Annotated in this window: 20 protein-coding genes; 11 read left to right on the forward strand and 9 right to left on the reverse strand. The window is 66.7% G+C overall.

Annotated elements, in window-relative coordinates:
• The first annotated feature begins 45 nt into the window (after positions 1–45).
• The 11 genes from D9V34_RS06660 to D9V34_RS06705 all read left to right on the forward strand — a co-directional run bounded on the left by D9V34_RS06660 (position 46) and on the right by D9V34_RS06705 (position 12,281).
• Positions 46–930, forward strand: coding sequence for a MurR/RpiR family transcriptional regulator (locus D9V34_RS06660; RefSeq protein WP_121688067.1), 885 nt, complete (start codon positions 46–48; stop codon positions 928–930).
• Entirely contained in the window at positions 927–1,808 is an 882-nt protein-coding gene (locus D9V34_RS06665) for a carbohydrate ABC transporter permease (protein ID WP_121688068.1), read from the forward strand. The genes D9V34_RS06660 and D9V34_RS06665 overlap by 4 nt, the downstream gene beginning before the upstream one ends.
• Positions 1,805–2,617, forward strand: coding sequence for a carbohydrate ABC transporter permease (locus tag D9V34_RS06670; protein WP_121688069.1), 813 nt, complete (start codon positions 1,805–1,807; stop codon positions 2,615–2,617). The genes D9V34_RS06665 and D9V34_RS06670 overlap by 4 nt, the downstream gene beginning before the upstream one ends.
• Before the next feature lie 46 nt (positions 2,618–2,663).
• A complete protein-coding gene (locus D9V34_RS06675) occupies positions 2,664–3,947 on the forward strand; it encodes an extracellular solute-binding protein (protein WP_121688070.1) in 1,284 nt (427 codons plus the stop codon).
• Positions 3,947–4,981: an ABC transporter ATP-binding protein gene (locus D9V34_RS06680; RefSeq protein WP_220700551.1), complete on the forward strand. Its 1,035-nt coding sequence runs from the start codon at positions 3,947–3,949 to the stop codon at positions 4,979–4,981. The genes D9V34_RS06675 and D9V34_RS06680 overlap by 1 nt, the downstream gene beginning before the upstream one ends.
• Positions 4,971–5,828: a Cof-type HAD-IIB family hydrolase gene (locus tag D9V34_RS06685; protein ID WP_183091883.1), complete on the forward strand. Its 858-nt coding sequence runs from the start codon at positions 4,971–4,973 to the stop codon at positions 5,826–5,828. The genes D9V34_RS06680 and D9V34_RS06685 overlap by 11 nt, the downstream gene beginning before the upstream one ends.
• Positions 5,825–6,661 (forward strand): metallophosphoesterase family protein, encoded by an 837-nt coding sequence (locus D9V34_RS06690; RefSeq protein WP_121688072.1) that lies wholly within the window; start codon positions 5,825–5,827, stop codon positions 6,659–6,661. The genes D9V34_RS06685 and D9V34_RS06690 overlap by 4 nt, the downstream gene beginning before the upstream one ends.
• A 173-nt stretch (positions 6,662–6,834) precedes the next feature.
• Positions 6,835–7,389, forward strand: coding sequence for an NUDIX hydrolase (locus tag D9V34_RS06695; protein ID WP_121688073.1), 555 nt, complete (start codon positions 6,835–6,837; stop codon positions 7,387–7,389).
• Positions 7,390–7,623: 234 nt separating this feature from the next.
• Positions 7,624–7,788 carry a hypothetical protein gene (locus D9V34_RS17765; protein ID WP_183091884.1) on the forward strand — a complete coding sequence of 55 codons (165 nt, stop codon included), beginning with the start codon at positions 7,624–7,626 and terminating at the stop codon, positions 7,786–7,788.
• Between the two features lie 58 nt (positions 7,789–7,846).
• Positions 7,847–10,822 carry a helix-turn-helix transcriptional regulator gene (locus tag D9V34_RS06700; protein WP_147441630.1) on the forward strand — a complete coding sequence of 992 codons (2,976 nt, stop codon included), beginning with the start codon at positions 7,847–7,849 and terminating at the stop codon, positions 10,820–10,822.
• 130 nt (positions 10,823–10,952) lie between these two features.
• The gene (locus tag D9V34_RS06705) at positions 10,953–12,281 is read left to right on the forward strand and encodes a carboxylesterase family protein (protein WP_342772991.1); all 1,329 of its coding nucleotides are present in this window, start codon (positions 10,953–10,955) and stop codon (positions 12,279–12,281) included.
• 44 nt (positions 12,282–12,325) lie between these two features.
• Here the strand turns inward: D9V34_RS06705 and D9V34_RS06710 are convergent, their stop codons facing one another.
• From D9V34_RS06710 to D9V34_RS17480, 9 genes are all read right to left on the reverse strand, one after another.
• Positions 12,326–12,970: a hypothetical protein gene (locus tag D9V34_RS06710; protein ID WP_121688075.1), complete on the reverse strand. Its 645-nt coding sequence runs from the start codon at positions 12,968–12,970 to the stop codon at positions 12,326–12,328.
• A gap of 269 nt (positions 12,971–13,239) precedes the next feature.
• The gene (locus D9V34_RS06715; protein WP_121688076.1) at positions 13,240–14,706 is read right to left on the reverse strand and encodes an alanine/glycine:cation symporter family protein; all 1,467 of its coding nucleotides are present in this window, start codon (positions 14,704–14,706) and stop codon (positions 13,240–13,242) included.
• A 164-nt stretch (positions 14,707–14,870) separates the two neighbouring features.
• Positions 14,871–15,746: an SDR family oxidoreductase gene (locus D9V34_RS06720; RefSeq protein ID WP_121688077.1), complete on the reverse strand. Its 876-nt coding sequence runs from the start codon at positions 15,744–15,746 to the stop codon at positions 14,871–14,873.
• A gap of 131 nt (positions 15,747–15,877) precedes the next feature.
• On the reverse strand, positions 15,878–16,111 hold the full coding sequence (locus D9V34_RS06725) for a hypothetical protein (RefSeq protein WP_121688078.1): 234 nt from the start codon (positions 16,109–16,111) through the stop codon (positions 15,878–15,880).
• Positions 16,112–16,256: 145 nt separating this feature from the next.
• Complete coding sequence (locus tag D9V34_RS06730; RefSeq protein WP_121688079.1) at positions 16,257–17,846, reverse strand: ABC-F family ATP-binding cassette domain-containing protein; 1,590 nt, start codon at positions 17,844–17,846, stop codon at positions 16,257–16,259.
• A gap of 119 nt (positions 17,847–17,965) precedes the next feature.
• On the reverse strand, positions 17,966–18,259 hold the full coding sequence (locus D9V34_RS06735; RefSeq protein WP_030143201.1) for a WXG100 family type VII secretion target: 294 nt from the start codon (positions 18,257–18,259) through the stop codon (positions 17,966–17,968).
• 8 nt (positions 18,260–18,267) lie between these two features.
• On the reverse strand, positions 18,268–18,681 hold the full coding sequence (locus tag D9V34_RS06740) for a YbaB/EbfC family nucleoid-associated protein (protein ID WP_121688080.1): 414 nt from the start codon (positions 18,679–18,681) through the stop codon (positions 18,268–18,270).
• Positions 18,682–18,758: 77 nt separating this feature from the next.
• Positions 18,759–19,340, reverse strand: a complete 582-nt coding sequence (locus D9V34_RS17475) for a hypothetical protein (RefSeq protein ID WP_147441631.1) — start codon at positions 19,338–19,340, stop codon at positions 18,759–18,761.
• Between the two features lie 20 nt (positions 19,341–19,360).
• Complete coding sequence (locus D9V34_RS17480; protein ID WP_147441632.1) at positions 19,361–19,885, reverse strand: hypothetical protein; 525 nt, start codon at positions 19,883–19,885, stop codon at positions 19,361–19,363.
• Positions 19,886–19,938 lie beyond the last annotated feature (53 nt).

Here is a 19,938-nt window from a genome sequence, read left to right on the forward strand (position 1 = left end):
GGTTATGGCAATACGTCGTTAAGAATCCGTGCTTAGCGTGGCAGCATGAACACTTCCTCCCCCGATCCGAGCCCCGACCTCGGCACCGCCCCCGGTGCCCGCGCGGTGGCCCTGATCCGCGCCGCACTCGGCACCCTGGTCGCCAGTGAACGCCGCGTGGCCGAGGTGGTCCTCGCCGATCCCCGGGCCGTCATCGGCTCCACCGCCTCCCAGCTGGGCAGCCGGGCCGACACCTCGGCGACCACGGTCATCCGTTTCGCCCGCAACGTCGGGTTTGGCGGCTATCAGGAACTCGCAATCGCATTGGCGGTGGCCGAGCCCTCCCTCGACACGGTTCCTGCCCTGTCCCCCACCGACAGCCCCGCCGAGACCCTGCGCGGGGTCGCGGCCCTCGCCCAGCACGCGGTGGGATCGATCGCCGACTCGGTGGATCCCGAGGCGTTCGCCGGCGCCATTCGGGCACTCTCCGGTGCCCGGCACACGATCGCCGTGGGGGCCGCCCTCACCGGCCCGGTCGCCGAGGATCTGGCATTCCGGCTGACCCACCTCGGCCACCCCGCCGATGCCCCCACCGACGCGCAGATCCAGTGGATCCGTGCCCAGCAGCTCGGCCCAGGGGACGTGTGTGTGGCAATCCTGCACGGCGGCACCTACCCGCACGTGGTCGAGGTCGCCCGGGAGGCCAAGGCCGCCGGGGCCAGCGTGATCGCGATCACCTCGTTCGCCCGCACCCCACTGGCCGAGCTCGCCGACATCGCCCTCGTGGTGGGTGGCACCACCGCCCGCTCGGGAATGGACGCCTGGGGCAGCCGTCTGGCGTATCTGGCCACGATCGACGCGCTGCTGATCGCGCTGACCAACACCGATCCGGCCGGGTATCGGGCCCGACTTGAACTCATCGGCGACCGGATCGAACGGGACCTGCTGTGAGCACCCGCGCCGCCCGGCTCACCCCGCACCTGCTGCTGGCCCCAGCCACGATCTGCCTGGTCCTGTTTGTAGCCGCCCCGCTGGTCATCGTGCTGGTGCTGGCCTTTTTCAACCTCAACCTGGTGACCGGGACGTCCTCGTTTGTCGGCGGAGCGAATTTCGCCACCGAGATCCCGCACCCCGAATTCTCCCGGGCCCTGCGCAACACCCTGCTGTACGCAATCTTCACCATCGGCCCCTCGATGGTCGGCGGCCTGCTGGTGGCGCTGCTGATCCACGGGCTGCGCCGTGGACAGGGGTTCTGGCGCAGCCTCTACTTCCTCCCGGTCGCGACCACGCTGGTGGCGATGTCCTCGGTCTGGCGCTGGATGTTCCGCGCCGACACCGGGGTCGTGGACACGGTGATCGCCCCGATCCTCGGCATTCATGACTGGCTCTCCGATCCCAACCTGGCACTCGCCGCGATCACCGTGGTGGGCAACTGGCACCAGATTGGTCTGGTTGCGATCCTCTACCTGGCCGCCCTCGGCACCCTGCCGCAGGACCAGTACGACAGCGCCTCACTCGACGGTGCGGGCGGCTGGAACCGCTTCTGGCACGTGACCTGGCCGGCGCTTGGACCCACCACGATCTTTGTGTTCATCATGACCGCGGGCTCGGCCCTGCAGGCCTATGACGTGATCGCCGCGATGACCCAGGGCGGGCCGCTCGGTTCGACCGAAACCCTGACCTTCGCGATCTGGAACCGGGGTGTCCACTACTTCGATATCGGCCGCGCCGCGGTCCTCTCCCTCGCCCTGCTGGTGCTCTCGGTCGCGGTGACCGCGATCCAGCGCACCGGCTATGCTCGCCGCCTGGAAAATGGAGGGTCCCGATGAGGGTTCTTGGCCAGATTGTCCGCCACCTGCTGCTCGCCCTCGGCGGCGTCTACATGCTCGCCCCGATTATCCTGATGCTCGCCTCGGCGTTCACCCCGACCGCCGATATTCTCGCCGGACGCTACCTCGCCCATCCGACGCTAGTGAACTTCCAGACGGTTGCCCAGCAGGTGCCGCTGGGCACCTACTATCTCAACTCACTGATCGTGTGCCTGGCCACCTTCGTACTCCAGCTGCTGGTGTGTGTGCCCGCGGCATTTGCGATGGCCCGGCTGTGCTATCGCGGGCGAAACATCACCGTGTGGCTGCTGGGGCTGCTGATCCTGATCCCGTTCCAAGTGTTGGCGATCCCGATCTACCTGATCTTCCGCCAGGTGGGCCTGATCAACACCCTACCCGCGCTGATCCTCCCCTTTGTGGGCTCGGCCTTCGCGATCTTCCTGCTGCGCCAGTTCTTCCTGGCCCTGCCCGGATCGATGTTTGATGCGGCGACCCTGGATGGCGCGGGAACGCTGGCCACGCTGATCCAGATCGTGATTCCCGCGAGCCGCCCGGCCCTGCTCTCGCTCGGGGTATTCACCATCACCTCAGCATGGAACGCCTACTTCTGGCCCTCCTTTGTCCTCTCCGACTCCTCCTCCGCCACGATCCCGTTCGGGGTGGTGCAGTTCATCAACTCCGATGCGGTCACCGCCTACGGCCCCCAGATGGCGATGGCCACCCTCTCGGTCCTCCCGCTCCTGATTGCCTTCCTCTTTGCTCAACGACAGTTCATTCGCGGTCTGGCCCTCGCCGGCCAGGCCGGCTAACGCAGCCGCCCTCCCCACTTCTGCTGTGCCCTCCCTAAGGAATAAAATGTCTCGCTTCTCCCCCTCCCGTACCCTCGCCCTGGCGGCCTCCCTCGCCGGGATCACCCTGCTCGCGGGCTGCTCGGCCGCCGCGACCCCGGATGCCTCGGCCTCGACCACCCCGGTGGCCGATGTGACGATCGTCTCGGGCCAGTCGGCCCAGAACGGCGACCTGCTGCGCGGAATCTTCGACCGCTACAACGCCTCCGCCAGCACCGCCAAGGTCACCCTGAACCTCACCGCCGACTCCGATGTGGACACCGCGCAGAAGGCGCTGGTGGATATCGCCGCCGGCCACGGCCCCGACGCCGTGCGCGTCACCAATGCGACCTACCAGACCCTGATCGACGCCGGGGTAGCCCAGCCCGCCGACGCCTGCCTCGCCGCCGAATCCGGACTCAATAAGGACCTTATTTCGGGAATCACCGTCAATAAGCACGTCTATCAGGTGCCCTGGTACGTGACCCCCAACGCGCTGTTCTACAACGCCAAGCTGTTCACCCAGGCGGGCCTGGACCCCAACACCCCGCCCACCACGCTGGCCGAGTTCCACGCCGCGGCGAAGGCCATCGCGGCCACCGGCGCGGCCGGCGGCACCGCCTACTTCGGCAACGACTTCAACTTCCAGTCCTACCTCGCCTCGCTCGGGTCCCAGGTCTACACCCCGGCCTCCAAGAAGCTCACCGTGGACACCCCGGCCGCGGCCAGCGTGTTTGACACCTTCGCGGCCATGGCCAAGGATGGCAGCTCGCCGGTCTACACCAACTTCTTCGCCGACGCCAACGAGGCCTTCGCCTCGGGCAAGCTGGGCATGATCGTCACCTCGGCCTCGGGCTACCCGGCGCTCAAGGCCAACGGCAACGCCGACATCCGCATCGCCCCGGTCCCCGCGGCCGACGGCGGCAAGGCCGTGGCCACCACCTCGACCAACGGCTTCGTGATCACCACCAAGGATCCCTCCCGCCAGAAGGCCGTCTGCACCGCGCTGCGGAGCCTGCTGACCCCCGAGTCGGTCACCGAGACCGTGACCAAGACCGCGACCATCCCGCTGCTGACCAGCACCATCACCGACCCCAAGCAGCTCGCCCCGGTCTATGCGGCCAACCCCGGCTGGGCCGCCGTGCGCGACCAGAAGACCGTGCCGTGGATCTCGCTGCCCGGCACCGCCAACGCCGAGTACTCCAAGCTTTACACCGACACCCAGCTCAAGGTGCTCCGCGGCGATCAGGATGGCAAGGCCGCGGCCAAGGACCTGCAGACCCAGACCGAGCAGATTCTGGCGGCCCGCTAGTGAGCGCCCCGGTTCACATCCGCGCGGTCGAGAAGACCTTCGAGGGGGCAAAGCGCGCATCCACCCGCATCCTGAATGAGGTGACGCTCACGGCCCCGGCCGGTCAGATCACCACGATCCTCGGCGAGTCCGGCTGCGGCAAGACCACCCTGCTGCGCATCGTCGCGGGTCTGGAAACCGCGACCGGCGGCAGCGTACACATCGGCGAGCGCGACGTCACCTCGGTGCATCCCTCCCGCCGCGGAGTGGCGATGGTGTTCCAGAACTACGGGCTCTACCCGGCGAAGACCGTGGCCAAGAACATCGAGTTCCCGCTCAAGATGTCCGGGTTGTCCATCCCGGAACGGCACACCCGATCGCTGGCCGCGGCGAGGCTGCTGCACATCGATCACGTGATGGATCGCCTGCCCGCCCAGCTCTCCGGAGGCCAGCGCCAGCGCGTGGGAATCGCCCGCGCGCTGGCCCGCGACCCCGAAATCCTGCTGATGGATGAACCCCTGTCCAACCTCGATGCGCAGCTGCGAATCGAGATGCGAGCCGAGCTGGTCTCCATGCAGCGACGGATAGGCTCAACCATGCTCTACGTCACCCACGATCAAACCGAAGCCATGACCATGTCTGACCGCGTGGTTGTGATGCGCGGCGGTCGGATCGAACAGCAGGGAACCCCCGAGGAAGTTTTCCGAGTGCCGGAAACCACCTATGTGGCCGCGTTCCTGGGCAACATGAACCTCGCCCCGGCACCCGCATCGGAAACCGGTGCCGGGGCGGGCATCACGCTCGGAGTGCGCCCCGAGCACTTCCTCCCCGCCGACCGGGTGACCGCCGAATCCGGGGACCTGCGCATCGAGGGACGGGTCGAGTTTGCCGAGCTACTGGGCACCGACCGCATCCTGCACCTGCGCGCCGGGGACACCCTCTGGCGTGCCCGGGTGGATGCGGCTCTGCCCGTCCACGAGCACACGACGGTGGTGGCCCGCGCCGCCAATATCCACCGGTTCGACACCGCGAGCGGGGTGCGCCGTGCAGCCTAGTAATCCCCCGTTCCCGCTGCTGGTCAGCGACCTGGATGGCACCCTTCTCACCAACCAGAAAACAGTCTCCCCGGAGACCATCGCCGCACTGGTTCTCGCCCGCGAGCACGGCATGTCCCTGGCGATCGCCTCGGCCCGGCCGTTTCGGATGATCCAGGCGGTCATCGATCCCGAGGCCCTGGCGCTCTTTGACGCGGTCATCGTGTCCAATGGGGCGGCGATTTTCTCCTCCGACGGAACCCACGTTCTGCACGAGGATGCGCTGGCACCGGAGGAACTCGCGGTACTGATCACCCACCTGAGGGCGCTGTATCCAGATGCCGGATTTGGCTGGGAGTCGGGCACCGCGTTTGGGAGCGACCGGCGCCTGCTGGATCTCACCGCACGCGGAGGGGTGCTGCGTGACCCGCACCCCGACCGGCTGAGCGATCTCCCCACGACCTCCGCCCACCAGCTGGTCCTGGCTCCGGGCGAGGGGGTTCCGCGGGATCTGATCGCGGCAATCCGCCGGGAGATTGGCGACACCTATGCGGTGACCGACTCGCTCGGCGGCGTGGTGGAGATCTCCCCGGCCCGGGTCACCAAGGCCGATGCTGCCACCGTCTGGGCCGAATCCCTCGGTCACTCCCTCGCCCAGGTTGTGGCCTTTGGCGACGAACACAACGACCTGCCCCTGCTGCGTGCGGCGGGCCTGGGCATCGCGATGGGGAACGCCTCGGACGAGGTCCGGCAGGCGGCCGATCGCGCCACCGCCACCAACACCGATCACGGTGTCGCCCGCGCCCTGCGTACGCTCCTGGGCTTCGATGAGGCCACCCCGCTCCCCCGTTTCGAAAAGAATTCATGACCTCCCGTACCCTGTTTCACGTTTCCGATCCGCACCTCGGCCACTCCGGCGGCGACCAGCGCGCCCACGCGGCTGAAACCGCCTGGGCCCACCTGCATGCGTCGGTCGCACGCGAGCGTCCCGACCTGGTGATCATCACCGGTGATCTGGTGGTGGATGACCCGGATGATCCCACCGACCGTGCCCTGGCCCACGCGCGCATCACCGCCCTCGACGCCCCGGTACTGGTGGTCCCGGGCAACCACGATGTGGGCGATCATGCTCACCGCGCGGGACTGCCCGCCGACTGGCACGGAACCCTGGTGTCCGAGGCCCGGGTGCTCACCTGGGAAGCCCAGTGGGGACCCTCATTTTGGCTGCGCGAGCTCGATGGCTGGGTGTTGCTGGGCATCAACGCGCAGATTCTTGGGTCGGGCCTGCCTGCCGAGCAGCGGCAGTGGGAGTGGCTGGAGCGGGAGGCGCTACCCGCGGTGGCCGGGCGGCAGCTGCTGGTGTTCAGCCATGAATCGCTGGATGCACGCCCCGAAACCGACGGCGAATCCGACAGTTGGATGGCGATTCCCTCGGCCGCCTCGGCCCGGTTGGAGGCGCTCCTTGCCCCGCATCGACCGGTCGCCGTGTGTGCCGGCCACACCCATCGCCACCTGGACTGGCGGGTATCCGATATTCGCGGGATCACCGCTCCCAGCCTCACCGGGGCGATTCCCGAACGGTCGGATATGACCGCGGCGCTCGGGGATCAGCGGCCGGGCTGGCTGCGCTATACGCTGGAGAACGGTGCCCTGCGCGTGGACCAGGAGGTTCCCACGCTCATGCCCACCGGCGCAGCGTGAATACCCCGGCTCGGAGCACCGCTCAACCAGGTTCGGCCCCAGCGCAGTTCAATTCAACCCGGCGCAACCCGTCGCACCCACAGCCAGCCCCTCATCTCGACCACGATGCCCTCCCGCACCAGAACGACCGTCCAGACGACCCACCGGATCGTCCCAACCGAACCGAGGTTCCCATGACCAGCACCCGCCCCGCCCTTCACGCCTCGGCCCTGGCGATCCTCGCCGACCCGAGTACCGCGCGCACCTCGGATGCCGCGGCCCATGCCGATTTCGCCGCGTATCTCGCCTTGGATCCGGCACCGCTGCTGCGCGAGGACGGCCCCAGCCACATCACCGGCTCCTGCTTCGTCTTCAGCCCCGACCGCACCCAGACCCTGCTGGTGTTCCACACCAAGGGACAGTTCTGGGTACAGCCCGGCGGCCACCTCGACGACGGAGACGCCTCACTCCAGGCCGCCGCGCTGCGTGAACTCACCGAGGAAACCGGCACCACCCCGGATCCCGACACCCCGGTACTCGGCTATGACCTCGACCATCATGAGCTCTCCTCCCGGTTCGGGGTGTGCCGCTCGCACCTGGACATCGGGGTCGCGGTCACCGTGGATCCCGCTGCCACCCTGGCGGTGAGCGACGAGTCGGAGGACCTGCGCTGGTGGCCGGTGGACGCGCTGCCCGAGAACTCGGCCCCCTCGATCCCCCGGCGCATCGCCGGATTCCTCGGCCTCTAACCCCACCGCCTCCCCGCCCCAACCGCCGCATTTCTCGCGCCCCACCCCCGATACCGGCGATCCCCCGCCGACTCCGACCCCGCCGCCCCACCACCTCAGATAAGCACGGTGCCCTAGGCCCCCACCGCACGAAAGATAGGGCACCTGCCCGAGGCAACACCCCCACCTCAGCGCGGATGCTTGAGTTATCGCCGGAAGATCCCCCTTCCGGCGGTCATTCAAGGAGGACACATCATGTTTGGGCAGTGGGAATTCGGTTCATCTGAGGCCCGACGCTTCCAGGAGCGCCAGCTCATCATTCGGCTCGAGCGCGAGCGGGTGGTGCAGGAACGACGTGCGGCACAGCGTCGAACACGTGCCGCGGACGGGACCACCCCCACCGCCTGCGGTGAGCACTAGGCCCGCGCCCGGGCGCTCCCGCTATCTTGCCCGGCCCGAGTCGTGGCACGATAGTGAGGTGAGCGTACCCGCAACCAGTGCGCGCCTGATCGGCCGCGGCGCAGACCTCGCGCTCCTGCGCGAGCTCTTTGCCGAGGCCGCCGCCGGAGACACCCGCACCGTCGTGGTGGGCGGGGAGGCGGGAATCGGGAAGACCCGGCTGCTGACCGAGTTCATCAACGAGGTGCGTCCGGGTGCCCTGGTGCTGCGCGGACAGGCGGTGGATCAGGGCTCGGTGCCCGCACCGTATTCCCCGATCACCGGCCTGCTCAAGTCTTTGCGCTCCCAGTGCGGACCCGACGCGATACGTGATGCCGCCGGTTCCGGACTCGACACCCTGGCCTCGCTGCTGCCCTCGCTGGGTCCGGTGGCCAGTGCGCCCGAGGACTCCTACGATCACGATGCGCGCGGCGCCGGCCGTCTGCACGAAACCCTCACGCTGATGTTCGAGACGCTCTCGCTGGATCGTCCCCTGGTGCTCGTGGTGGAGGATCTGCACTGGGCCGATGGGGCCACCCTGCAACTGCTGGGGTTCCTGGTGCGCGCCCTGGTGCACGACCGGATCTTGCTTCTACTGAGCTACCGCAGCGACGATGTGCCGCGCGGACACCCGCTGCGCGCCTTCCTCGGCGAGCTGGACCGCACCCGCCGCATCCAGCGTCATGAGCTCACCCGGCTCTCCCTGGATCAGGTGGGTGAACAGGTCGTGGGTATCCTCGGCACGACCCCCGATCGCGGCGACCTGGAGCGCGTCTACGAGCGCTCCGAGGGCGTGCCGTTTTTTGTCGAGGAGCTGGTCGGCATCGCCGAAACCGGCACCGCCGAGGACCTGCCCGACACCCTGCGCGCGCTGCTCCTGGGCCGCTACGATCGACTCGACCCGACGACCCAGCTCCTGCTGCGGGTACTCTCGGTGGGCGGCGTGCGGGTAGATCACCGCCTGGTGAGCGCCGTGTTCGAGGGTGGGGCGGATGCCCTGGATGCCGCCGCCCGCGAGGCCGTCGGGGCCAACGTGCTGGTGGCCGATGAGCGCTACTACACCTTCCGGCACGCGCTCGTGCGCGAGGCCATCTACGCCGACCTGCTGCCGGGTGAGCGGATCCGCTTCCACACGGCGTTTGCCGAGGCGATCGAGGCGCTGGGCACCGAGGTCACGGCCTGGGCCGAGGTGTCCAACCACTGGATGTCCGCCCGAAACTTTCCGCGCGCCTTCCCGGCGACCAAGCGGGCGATGGATAACGCCTACACGGCCTCGGGATACGTGGCCGTGGCCCAGTTTGGCGAGCGGCTGCTGGAGCTGTGGGACGGGGTGGAGGATCCCGAAACCGGGGCCGATATCTCACGCCTGGAACTGATGTATCAAACCGCCTGCGCGCTGAATGACGCGGGCGATCTGGAGCGTTCGGCGGTCCTGGTGGACCATGCCCTGAACGATCCCACCATCCCCTCCGACACCCTGCGCGCCAAGCTCCTGCGCACCCACTCCCAGCACCTGTCCCGGCTCGGACGTCCGGGCACCCGGGCACCGCTTGAGGAGGCGCTGTCGCTGCTGCCGGCGGGAACCGAACCCCGGCTGCACGCCCTGGTTCTCAACGATCTGGCCGGCGAGGAACTCAGCGCGGGCAACCTGGACCGGGCGCGCGACTATGCCGAGCGCGCGATCGCCTCGGCCACCGAGGCCGGTTCACCGTATGCGCTGTCGGCGGCCGCCGGCTACGCGGGGACGGCCCGGGTCATGTGCGGCGACATCGAGGAGGGGCTTGCCCTGTTTGCCCGCGCCGAGGAGGTCGCCGCCGGCGATGCCGAGACGCTGCTGCGCTACCGGGTGGCGGCGTCCGACGTGCACTTCCGGCTGGGACACTATGCGCTCTCCACCGAGCTTGCCCTCGCCGGGGTGCGCGATGCCAAGGCCGTGGGAATGGAGCGCAGCTCGGGCCTGGTCCTGGCGTCTAACGCGGTGGATCCGCTGCTGGCCATGGGGCTGTGGGACGAGGCGCACACCATCATCGAGGACACCCTGGCACTGCGCCCGGCGCTGGCCTACTCGGTGTATCTGCGCACCTCAAAGATCCTGCTGGTGCTGTGGCGCGGCGACCCCGAGCGTGCAGCCACGCTGCTGGCACGCTGGCGACCCCAGCTGGATCTGATCGGCAGCCAGGAGCTGCACTCGCGCATTACGGTGGCCGCGGCAATCGCCCAGGTGTCGCTGTCCACCGGGGATCTGCGCGAGGCCTGGGCCAGCCTGGACGTGCTGCGGGATGCGCGGCATCGCCCGATCCCCGGCTACGATCTCCCCCTCCTTCCCATCGCCGCCCGGGTATTGGCCTGCATTCGGGAGGAGCTGCGTCAGCGCGCCGAACACGGGGTTTCGCTGAACCCGCATCGCATCCTGCCCGAGGGCATCACCGAGGCCGAACTAGATCGTCAGGAACGGGCGTGGCGCACGCTGCTGCCCGCCTACGAGTCCTGGCCCACCGCGACGTTTTGGGCCACCGCGTTTGAGGCGGAGCTGGGTGAGCCCGGCGGCACCGGGGAGAACGTGGCCGCCTGGCGAGCCCTGGTTGCGGCCACCGATTCGCCGGCCGCGCCCGCCCGCTACCTGCCCTATGCGCAGCTGCGCCTGGGCACGGTACTGCTGGAACACGGCGACCGCGCCGGTGCCCAGCAAGCCCTGGATTGCGCCGTCTCCGAGGCCCGGGCGCTCGGTGCTCACATTCTGGAGCAGCACGCACTCGAGTCCGCCCATCGCGGCGGCCTCGCGGTGGACGGATACACGCGGGTGCGCCGCACCCGGGAAACCGACGAGCTGACCGCGCGCGAACGGCAGGTTCTCACGCTGATCGCCGAGGGGCTGAACAACCGTCAGATCGGCGAGCGCCTCTTCATCAGCACCAAGACCGCGAGCGTGCACGTCTCGGCGATCCTGCGTAAGCTCGGGGTCGCCTCGCGGACCGAGGCCGCGGTTCATGCGGGGGCGGCGGGCCTCCTGGGCTAGCCGACGCCGCCCGGCCCGGCAGCGTCCGGCGGGTCACCGCCCCGGACGCTGCGCGCCTTCCCCCGCCGAGCGGACCCGGGTTCTAAGGTGTAGGTGTTACCCGACCGGCACCACACTTCCGGAGGCACCGTTGATTCTCGATTTCACCCCGCCCTGCGGCCCGATCACGGCGATTGTGGACAACGATGTGATCCGCGCCCGAGGAATCCGCTACGCCACGGCCGCCCGGTTTGCCGCCCCGGTTGCGGCGGCGGACCACACCGAGCCGTTTCTCGCCGATACGCCCGCCCCGGCCAGCCCACAGTCCCCCGCGCCGGGGCTCAACGAGGTCCTGGGAGCGGGCGCGGATCCGGGCGTCCAGGACGAGGACTGCCAGCGCCTCTCGATCACGATGCCGCTGGACCTGCTGCCCGGCGAGCATGTGCCGGTCATGGTATGGATCCACGGCGGCTCCTACCTCACCGGCTGCGGCGACATCGCGGTCATGGACCCGCGCCCACTGGTGGCCGAGCAGCGTGTGATCGTGGTCACCGTGACCTATCGATTGGGCATCCTCGGCTTCCTCGGCGACCCCGACGGTGATCCCGCCCGCCCGGCAAACCTGGGTCTGATGGATATCGTCACCGCGCTGCGCTGGGTCCACCGGAACATCGCGGCCTTCGGTGGGGACACGGGCCGGATCACCGCGTTTGGGCAGTCTGCCGGAGCCGATGCGATCGCGCACGTGATGGCCCTGCCCGAGGCCCCCGAGCTGTTTTCCCGGGCCATCCTGCAGAGCGCCCCGTTTGGGATTCGGCACCAACGTCAGGAGATGAGTCGCGCCCTCTTCGAGGCCACCCGGGAGTTGACTCCCGAGACGCCGCTGGACGAGCTGATCACCGGTCAGCCGGCGGTGGTCGAGGTCGGCCGCGGGTTTGGGCTGAAGGGCGCGATGGCGTTCGGGTGTCAGTACGGCCTGGATCCGCTGCCCGCCGAGGCTGATATCGAGGCGGCCTGGGATTCCACGGCCCCGAAGATCGACGTCCTGGTGGGCAATACGGCCGAGGAAACCCGGCTGTTTATCTCGGCAATCCCGAAGCTTGCGCGAGCCGTGGCGACCCCGGTGGTGGGTCCGCTGCTGGGGAGGGCGGCCACGAATACCCTGACCCGCCGAGTGTATGGCGCGGAGTCGCGTTCGTTCGCACGCCGCCACGTGGCCGCCGGTGGCCGGGCGCACCACTATGTGATCTCCTGGAGCGCCCCGGGCAATCCGCTGGGTGCCGCGCACACGATCGACCTGCCGCTGCTATTCGGAGACGAGCAGACCTGGGCCACCGCGACCCTCCTCACCGGTGCCACCTGGTCCGAGGTCGAGACGGCCGCCCGCCGGGTCCGCAGAGTCTGGGGTGCATTTGCCCGCGGCGACGACCTGGGCGAGGATGGCGAACTGCCCGGCATCCTGCGCTACGCCCGCGTGTAGGGAATCGTTTGGGTCCTGAGGAATGAACGAGTAAAAAATTCGGGCTATCGACCCGGCTGATACGGATTTCCAGTGCCAAGCTCGTAAAGCTCCGCAGCCGTGTGCTGGCCAAGACTCGTTCCATTGGCAAGGAAGGTCCGAACCTCCGTTACTGCGGTTCGCAGACGAGTTCCCGGCTCATCCTCAAACGCCATTACCGTACCCGCAAAAACAGCCATGTTGTCAAACGGATTGATCGAGTCGAACAGCTCCTGAGTCCAGCCAATACTCGCCGGATCAAACGTGACAGAAACCACTCCGTCAACAAAGCTCACACTGGTGATCGACTGCGCGATTTTCACTCCGGAATCGGAGCGTTCCTTATAGAAGTCCTGGAACAGAGTGAGAACCTCCGCTTCCGAGGCTGGCCCCTCGTTCGGTTTTGGCTCTTCGGGCTCCACGACGGCCGCTTCAGGCTCGGCGCTTACGGTTGGGCTGGGCGTCGCGGATGCCGTGGCCGGTTCGCTCGGCGTAGAAGTTGCTGCACTCGGAACGGGCGTAGGATCCGCGCTATTGCTCTTTCCTATGCCAATAGCATTGCCGATAATCCCAATCGCAAAGACAATAATCACCCACACCCACCAGATCTTGAACCATGGTTTGGCCTGACTTGCCTGATCGACTTCGGCGGTTCCCTGCTGCTCGTTCACAAATCTCCCTATTATCCGACCCACCCATACGGCGACCCGAGGCGGTTCATGTGTGGACACTCCATCCACACATTCCACTGATTATGGAGATGACTGGCGAGCACTTCAACCAATATCAATCACGTTTGTGCAACTTTAGACGGGGGCAACAGTTCTCCTGCGAAAAGGCGGCGGGCCACAGCTCCACAGTCCCCCTCCCCATCGCGAATAACCGTGAGCAATACGCTCCCCGGACGGAGAACCGTCCGGGGAGCGTCAAATCGGGCGCGCTAGTCGCGCACGGGGGTCTTCGGCAGCGTGATCGTGCCGGTCACGCTGGCCTCGTCCTGCCAGCAGGAGATGCCGCGAATCTCCGGCAGCCGGTCCCGAGTGAAGACCGGATCCAGGCCCGCCCGGCGCTGGTCGGCATAGTCCTTCATCAACTTGAAGGCCACCCCCGAGAGCAGGGCGATGGAGACCAGGTTGATGAGCGCCATGATGCCCATGATGCCGTCGGCAAGGTTCCAGATCAGATCCGCCGAGGCGATCGATCCCACAAATACGGCCACGATGACCAGTACCCGGTAGGACAGCAGCACCCGCGCACTCGAGGTGATGAACTCGATGTTGGCCTCGCCGTAGTAGTAGTTGCCAAGGATCGAGGTGAACGCGAGCAGGAAGATAATGACCGTGAGCAAGATGTTTGACCAGGACCCGAGGTTGTCCACCATCGCCTGCTGGGTGAGCGCGATTCCGGGCTGGGCACCCTCCAGGTTGGGGTTGGCCACCAGGATAATAAACGCGGTCACCGTGCACACCAGGAAGGTGTCAAAGTACACACCCAGGGTCTGCACCAGGCCCTGCTTGACCGGGTGGGTGACCGCGGCGGTGGCACCGGCGTTGGGGGCGGATCCCAGTCCCGCCTCGTTGGAGAACATACCGCGCTTGATGCCGGTCATGATGATGACGCCCAGCCCGCCGCCGGCAAATGAGGTGAACCCGAATGCCTGGCTGAAGATCATCCCGAAGACCTCAGGCAGGTGGGTGATGTTCAGGGCCACCACAACCAGGCCCACCAGCAGGTAGAGCAGCGCCATCAGCGGAACCACCGACTGGGATACGGTCGCGATGCGACGAACCCCGCCGAAGATCACCAGGGAAGCCAGGATCGCCACCACAATGCCGATCACGGCGGGCAGCCAGGGCAGGTCCACGTGCAGGCTGTTGGTCACGGTTGCGCTGATGGTGTTGGCCTGCAGCGAGGAGAAGGCGAAGGGGAAGGTGGCGATCATAATGACCGCAAACACCACCCCGAGGCCGCGCGAGCGCAGGCCGTACATCATGTAGTACGCGGGGCCGCCGCGGAATCCCACGTGATCGCGCACCTTATAAACCTGGCCGAGGGTGGACTCCACAAAGCTTGCCGCGCCGCCCAGCAGGGCCATCGCCCACATCCAGAACACGGCACCGGGGCCACCGATCGCGATCGCGGTGCCCACACCGGCGATGGTCCCCACACCCACGCGCGAGGCGGCCGAGATGGTGAAGGCCTGGAACGCCGAGGTGGACTGCGGGGTGCCGTCCTCGTTGGTGGGGGTTTTGTCCTTGAGCGTGCGGAACATCTCGGGAATCCAGCGCACCTGGACGACACCGGTGCGGGCAGTGAAGTACACGCCAAGGCCGATCAGAACCGGCACCACGATCCAGGACCACAGCTCGTCGGAACCCAGTCGAGCTATCTCATTAAAAAAGTCCATCCGTTCAGTATTACAACAGATTGGCGCACACACGAAACCGGGTGGGCCGCGCGAAACCTGCGTTTCCTCGCTCCGGATGCCCTCCGGCTACGTGCCTCGAAGGAGGGACGAACGCCGGGTGGCACCGTCCACGAGAAGGTGGCACCACCCGGTCGATCGGAGTATCAGAGGTGTTTTCCGCCGGTGACCGCGAGCACCGCGCCCGACGTATACGACGCGTCCTCGGAGGCGAGATACACGTAGGCGCCGGCGACCTCGGCGGGCTGTCCGGCCCGGCCCAGCGGCGTATCCTGGCCGAAATCGGCGATTCCGTCTCCCCAGCCGGTGGCGGGGATCAGCGGGGTCCAGATCGGTCCCGGTGCCACCGCGTTGACCCGGATTCCCTGCGGCCCCAGCTCCTCGGCCAGGGAAGCTGTGAGCGAGACCAGGCCCGCCTTGGTGGCCGCATAGTCCATCAGCGAGGGCGAGGGGTCATACCCCTGAATGGACGCGGTAAAGATGATGCTTGCCCCCGGCTGGAGTCTGGGGACCGCGGCACGAGTTACCAGCAGCCCCGCTAGGAGGTTGGTTTCCCACACCCGGACCAGTTCCTCGCGCTGGAGGTTTTCCACCCCGGGACGATGCTTTTGATAGCCGGCATTGTTGACCAGAATATCGAGGGATCCCAGCTCGCGGATGGTCTCTCCCACAATCCAGGCGCAGTAGCTCTCCTCACGCAGATCCCCCGGGAGCAGGATCACATTGACCCCGGTGGCGCGCACCAGTTCGGCGGTTTCCTCGGCGTCCGCGCGCTCCTCGGGGAGGTAGGAGATGGCGACGTTTGCGCCCTCTCGGGAGTAGGCGATGGCGACCGCACGGCCGATTCCCGAGTCTCCCCCGGTGATCAGCGCGGTGAGTCCGGCGAGCCGGCCGTGTCCACGATAGGTGAGTTCACCGTGATCGGGGGTGGGTTCGATCTCGTGGGTGAGGCCGGGTTGGGTGGTGTCGTGGGTGGGAAACGCGTCGGTGCGGTACTTCACGCGAGGGTCGGTGTTCGGCATGGTGGTGCTCCCTTCTCGGGGAGGGCACGGCCGGTGCCGGGTCCTCCGGTTCGGTTCGGTTGCGATGGGACGGGGTGAGGCGCGCTCGGTCGCTCGCCTCACCCCGTCCGGTAGGGGCGATGGCCGGGGGTCTAGTCCGGGGCGTCCAGCGAGGTCAGGTCGTCATCATCGCGCTCGGGTTCCCCCAGGCGACGACTTGGCTCCTGTCCGTCCTCCTCGAAGGCATCGGCGAGTTCGTGCTCATTGGGCTCGGCTGGCCGACCATCGGGTCCGTCGCCGTGCGGATTGTGGCGGTTGTGAGATTCTGCCGGGCCGGATCCGGTGTCGGGATTATCACGGCGCGGGCTGGTGGGATGTGTGTTCATAAGAAACGGAACAACTCCAAAGCCCCGGATGGGCCGCAGGGTTGATCCGTCTGGATCACCTCCTGTTACCCCCACGCTATCAATCACACGTGTGAGGTCAAGGGGGCGGCGCACATTCACCGGAAGTGCACCGCGCGGCAAGTCGCTACGCCGAACGCACCTCGACCGTTCCCGGTGCGGCCCCATCGGCACCGAACACCAGCATGCGGGTGGCCACCTTATCGGTGAAGAAACGGTCGTGGCTCACCACGACCACGGCACCCGGGAAATGAATCAGCGCCCGCTCCATGACCTGGGTACTGGCCAGGTCCAGGTGGTTGGTGGGCTCATCCAGCAGCAGCACCGAGGCCCCCGAGAGCAGGCACTGTGCCATCGCGACGCGGGCACGCTGACCACCGGAGAGTTCGCGGATGCGCTTCTTCTGGTCGGCCTCGGAGAATTGGAACATGGTCAGGAAGCGGCCCACCGACTTACGGGTTGCGCGCAGTGCCAGGCTGTCGGGCATTGCGCCGACCGCGTGGGCGACGGTGTCCTCGGGGTCAAGCTCCTCCAGCACCCGGTTGTACGAGATGGTGCGCACGCCCCCGGCCCAGGCCGCCTCGCCGCGGTCGGCCTTCTCCTCACCGGTGAGGACCTTCAGCAGGGTGGATTTTCCGCTTCCGTTGGCCCCGATCACCACGATTCGGTGCCCGCGACGAATCTCGAACTCCACATCCTGGAACAGGGTGCGCTCACCGTAGGACTTGCTCAGGTCGGCGACCCGACACAGCACATCCTTAACGTGCAGTCCGCCGTAAATGTCGGTGAGGATCTCATCCACCGGGCGCGGGGCCCGCGACTTCTTGATCCCCGCGAGCTGCTTTCCCAGCCCCTTCCCGCCGGCCTTGGCGGCCTCGCGGCGGTCGGCGATCCCCTCGGCTTCAAACGCCAGCAGCTCGGCCTCATGCTGATACTGCTGTTCCAGGGTCTTCAACCGGAACTGCTTCTGCACCACGTACTCGGCGAAGTTTCCCGCGTACTCGTGCAGGTGATAATTTTCGACCTCGATGATGCGGGTGGCCACCGCGTCAAGGAACGTGCGGTCGTGGGAGACAATGATCGCCGCCCCGCGGAAGGTGCGGAACCAGGTCTCCAGCCACTCCACACCGGCCACATCGAGGAAGTTGGTGGGCTCATCCAGCAGCAGCACATCGGGCTCTTCGAGCAAGATCTTTGCCAGGGCCGCGCGGTTGCGCCAACCTCCGGAGAGCGAATCGATCGGGATACTGCGGTGGGCCTCGGAGAAACCCAGCACGCTCAGCGCCCGCTCGATCTTGCGGGTGTAGTCCCAGCCGTCGATGCGTTCCATCTCGGCGAAGAGTTCGGCCTGGCGCTCGATTAGGGCGTCCAGATCGCCCATCGGATCTGCGGCGATGGACGCGTCGATCCCGGCCAGTTCGGCCTCTACCGCGTGCACATGGCCGAACAGGCCATCCAGGACCTCGGTGATCGTCGCGGTGCCGTCCAGCTCGGAGAACTGCGAGAAGTAGCCGATCTTGATGTCGGGATCCAGGGTCACGGTCCCCGCGTCGGGATGCACCTGCTCAAGGATGAGCTTCAGCAGCGTGGTTTTTCCCGAGCCGTTCCGACCGATCAGACCGATCCGGTCTCCGGCATCCAGCTTGAGGAACGCCTCCCGCAGGATCTGTGCGTTTTCATAGCGGACGTGGACGTCGTTTAGCCGAACCAGGCTCATGCGGGGTGCTCCTCGGGGTGCGGACGCACAACCTGCGCCACACCCAGTTTAGGTGGAGGGGACGTGTGACCCGGTGATCCGCGCGGACCGCTACCCGATCCAGGCTCGCACGGCGATGACTATCCCTCGTGCGGGATCAGTTTGGCCCCGGCAGCATCAACGCGCGCGTAGGCACCGGCTAGGTGATCGAGTGCCGCGGCCGCATGGGTGAGCGAGGCCACCTGAGCCTGAAGCTGTGCGCGGACCCGGTTGTACATCGCCAGGGCGGCGACCTGAGCCTCGCCCTGCCAGGACTGTGAGAGCTCGGTGATCGCGCGGTCCAGCGTCGCGAGTTCACCCGTCAACGCACGCGCCTGGGCGGTGAAAGTGTGACTCATTTCCCGGAGTTTTTCCGGGGTGCTGGTCAGTTCCATGATGCTCCCTAGTAGCGGATGCCGGTGGTGTCGGGCCCAGGTTCGGGGAACGCCGCGAGCGCGTCGGCGCGCAGCTGGGCGGCAATCTCCGAATCTGTGCCAAAGGCCTCGGCAGCGCGATCGGCAAACCGTTGGGCCGCCTGAAACTGGGCCTGTGCGATGGTCGTTTCCACCAGCCGCGAGAGCTCCGCCGGGCGCAGTGAGAGTGCGGCATCGGCAAACTGGACGGCGCTGATCGCCCCACCTACCCGCGCGGTGACGGTGACCTCTCCGCGCGGCGAACGCACGCTGGCTTGCAGAGTGCGGGCATCATCGGCGAGCGCCGCGGCACCTTGGGCGTTGGCATCCGCCTGCGCGGAAATCGCCTGCAGCTCGGCCCGAGCCGCCTCAAACTCATCAATCGGATCCTGCTCAAGACTCATCGATTCTCTCCCCTACTCGTGTTTCCCCTGCGCGGCACCGGTCGCCCACGCGCCGTCATTTACATTGTCCTGCGGCATCAACGCGGCACCACCAGGTTCTCGGGCACGGCAGGAGCATCCCCGGGCCACGTCCCTAACCGCTCACGATTTGCCACTGCACCGCGCCGTTCTGAGGACGTATTGTCAGCCGACACCCACACGTTTACATCGGTGTAACCATTTTCAGCGGGACCACGATGCAGCTGTGAATCTTTCGGGACCCAGCCTGCATCTTCGCCAGCCACCACAAGGTCCAGATTGTCAGCGACGTTACACAGACATTCAATATAGATCGCCGAGTTGGGCATGTACCCATCACGAACCGACCAAGCCGAACGAGACAAATAGTCGACAAGGCCCGCCGGATCGGCAATCCGGTATCCAGAATCCAGTTCAAAATGAAACGTAAACCCCGTATTACCCTTCACATTTGGTTTTCCACCGGAAGACTTTTGAAACTTCAGCCCAGGAATTGTTGCGAGCTTCGCGTTCAACTCGGCCTGAGTCTGCCCGCCGCTCTTCGCGAACCGAGGAATCTCCGGATACGGGTTCGAAGTCGGCACACAACCAGTCAGCGACAGCGCCGCCACCAAAATTACCGAGCCCCCGAGACTCTTCACGGTCTTAGTCTTCCAACTCATCAGCGTGGCACCACCAGGTTCTCGGGCACATCAGGAGCATCCCCAGGCCACTTCCCCAACCGCTCACGATTCGCTTCAACCGAATCCTGCACAGAACTCGGTGCTCCTGCGCCTACCCAAACGCTGGCAAAAGTTACTCCGTTGTCGCGAACTCCACGATGGTTATTTGCATCCTCTGAAATCCATCCCGCATTCTGAGCAACAGACGTGAGGTCCAGCCCGTCCTCTGGCGCCCCTGAGAGAGTGAATTCTACTGACGTATTGGGCATGTAGCCATCACGCACAGACCAGGCTGATTCAACCAAGTAGTTCACGAGCGCTACCGGATCTGCGATGCGGTGATCCGGGGCCACGGTAAAACGATACCCATAGCCGGTATTCCCCTTCGCGTTGGGGCGGGTACCACTTGAGTGCTCAAAGGTGAGCCCCGAAATTGTTGCAAGCTTCGCCTCCAACTCGGCCTGAGTCTGGCCACCACTCTTCGCAAACCGAGGAATCTCCGGATACGGATCAGCGTTTGGCACACAACCAGTCAGCGACAACGCCGCCACCAGAATCGCCGAAACCCCAACACGCC

Origin of the sequence: Mycetocola lacteus, assembly GCF_003667575.1 — a bacterium.
Classification (GTDB): domain Bacteria; phylum Actinomycetota; class Actinomycetes; order Actinomycetales; family Microbacteriaceae; genus Mycetocola; species Mycetocola lacteus.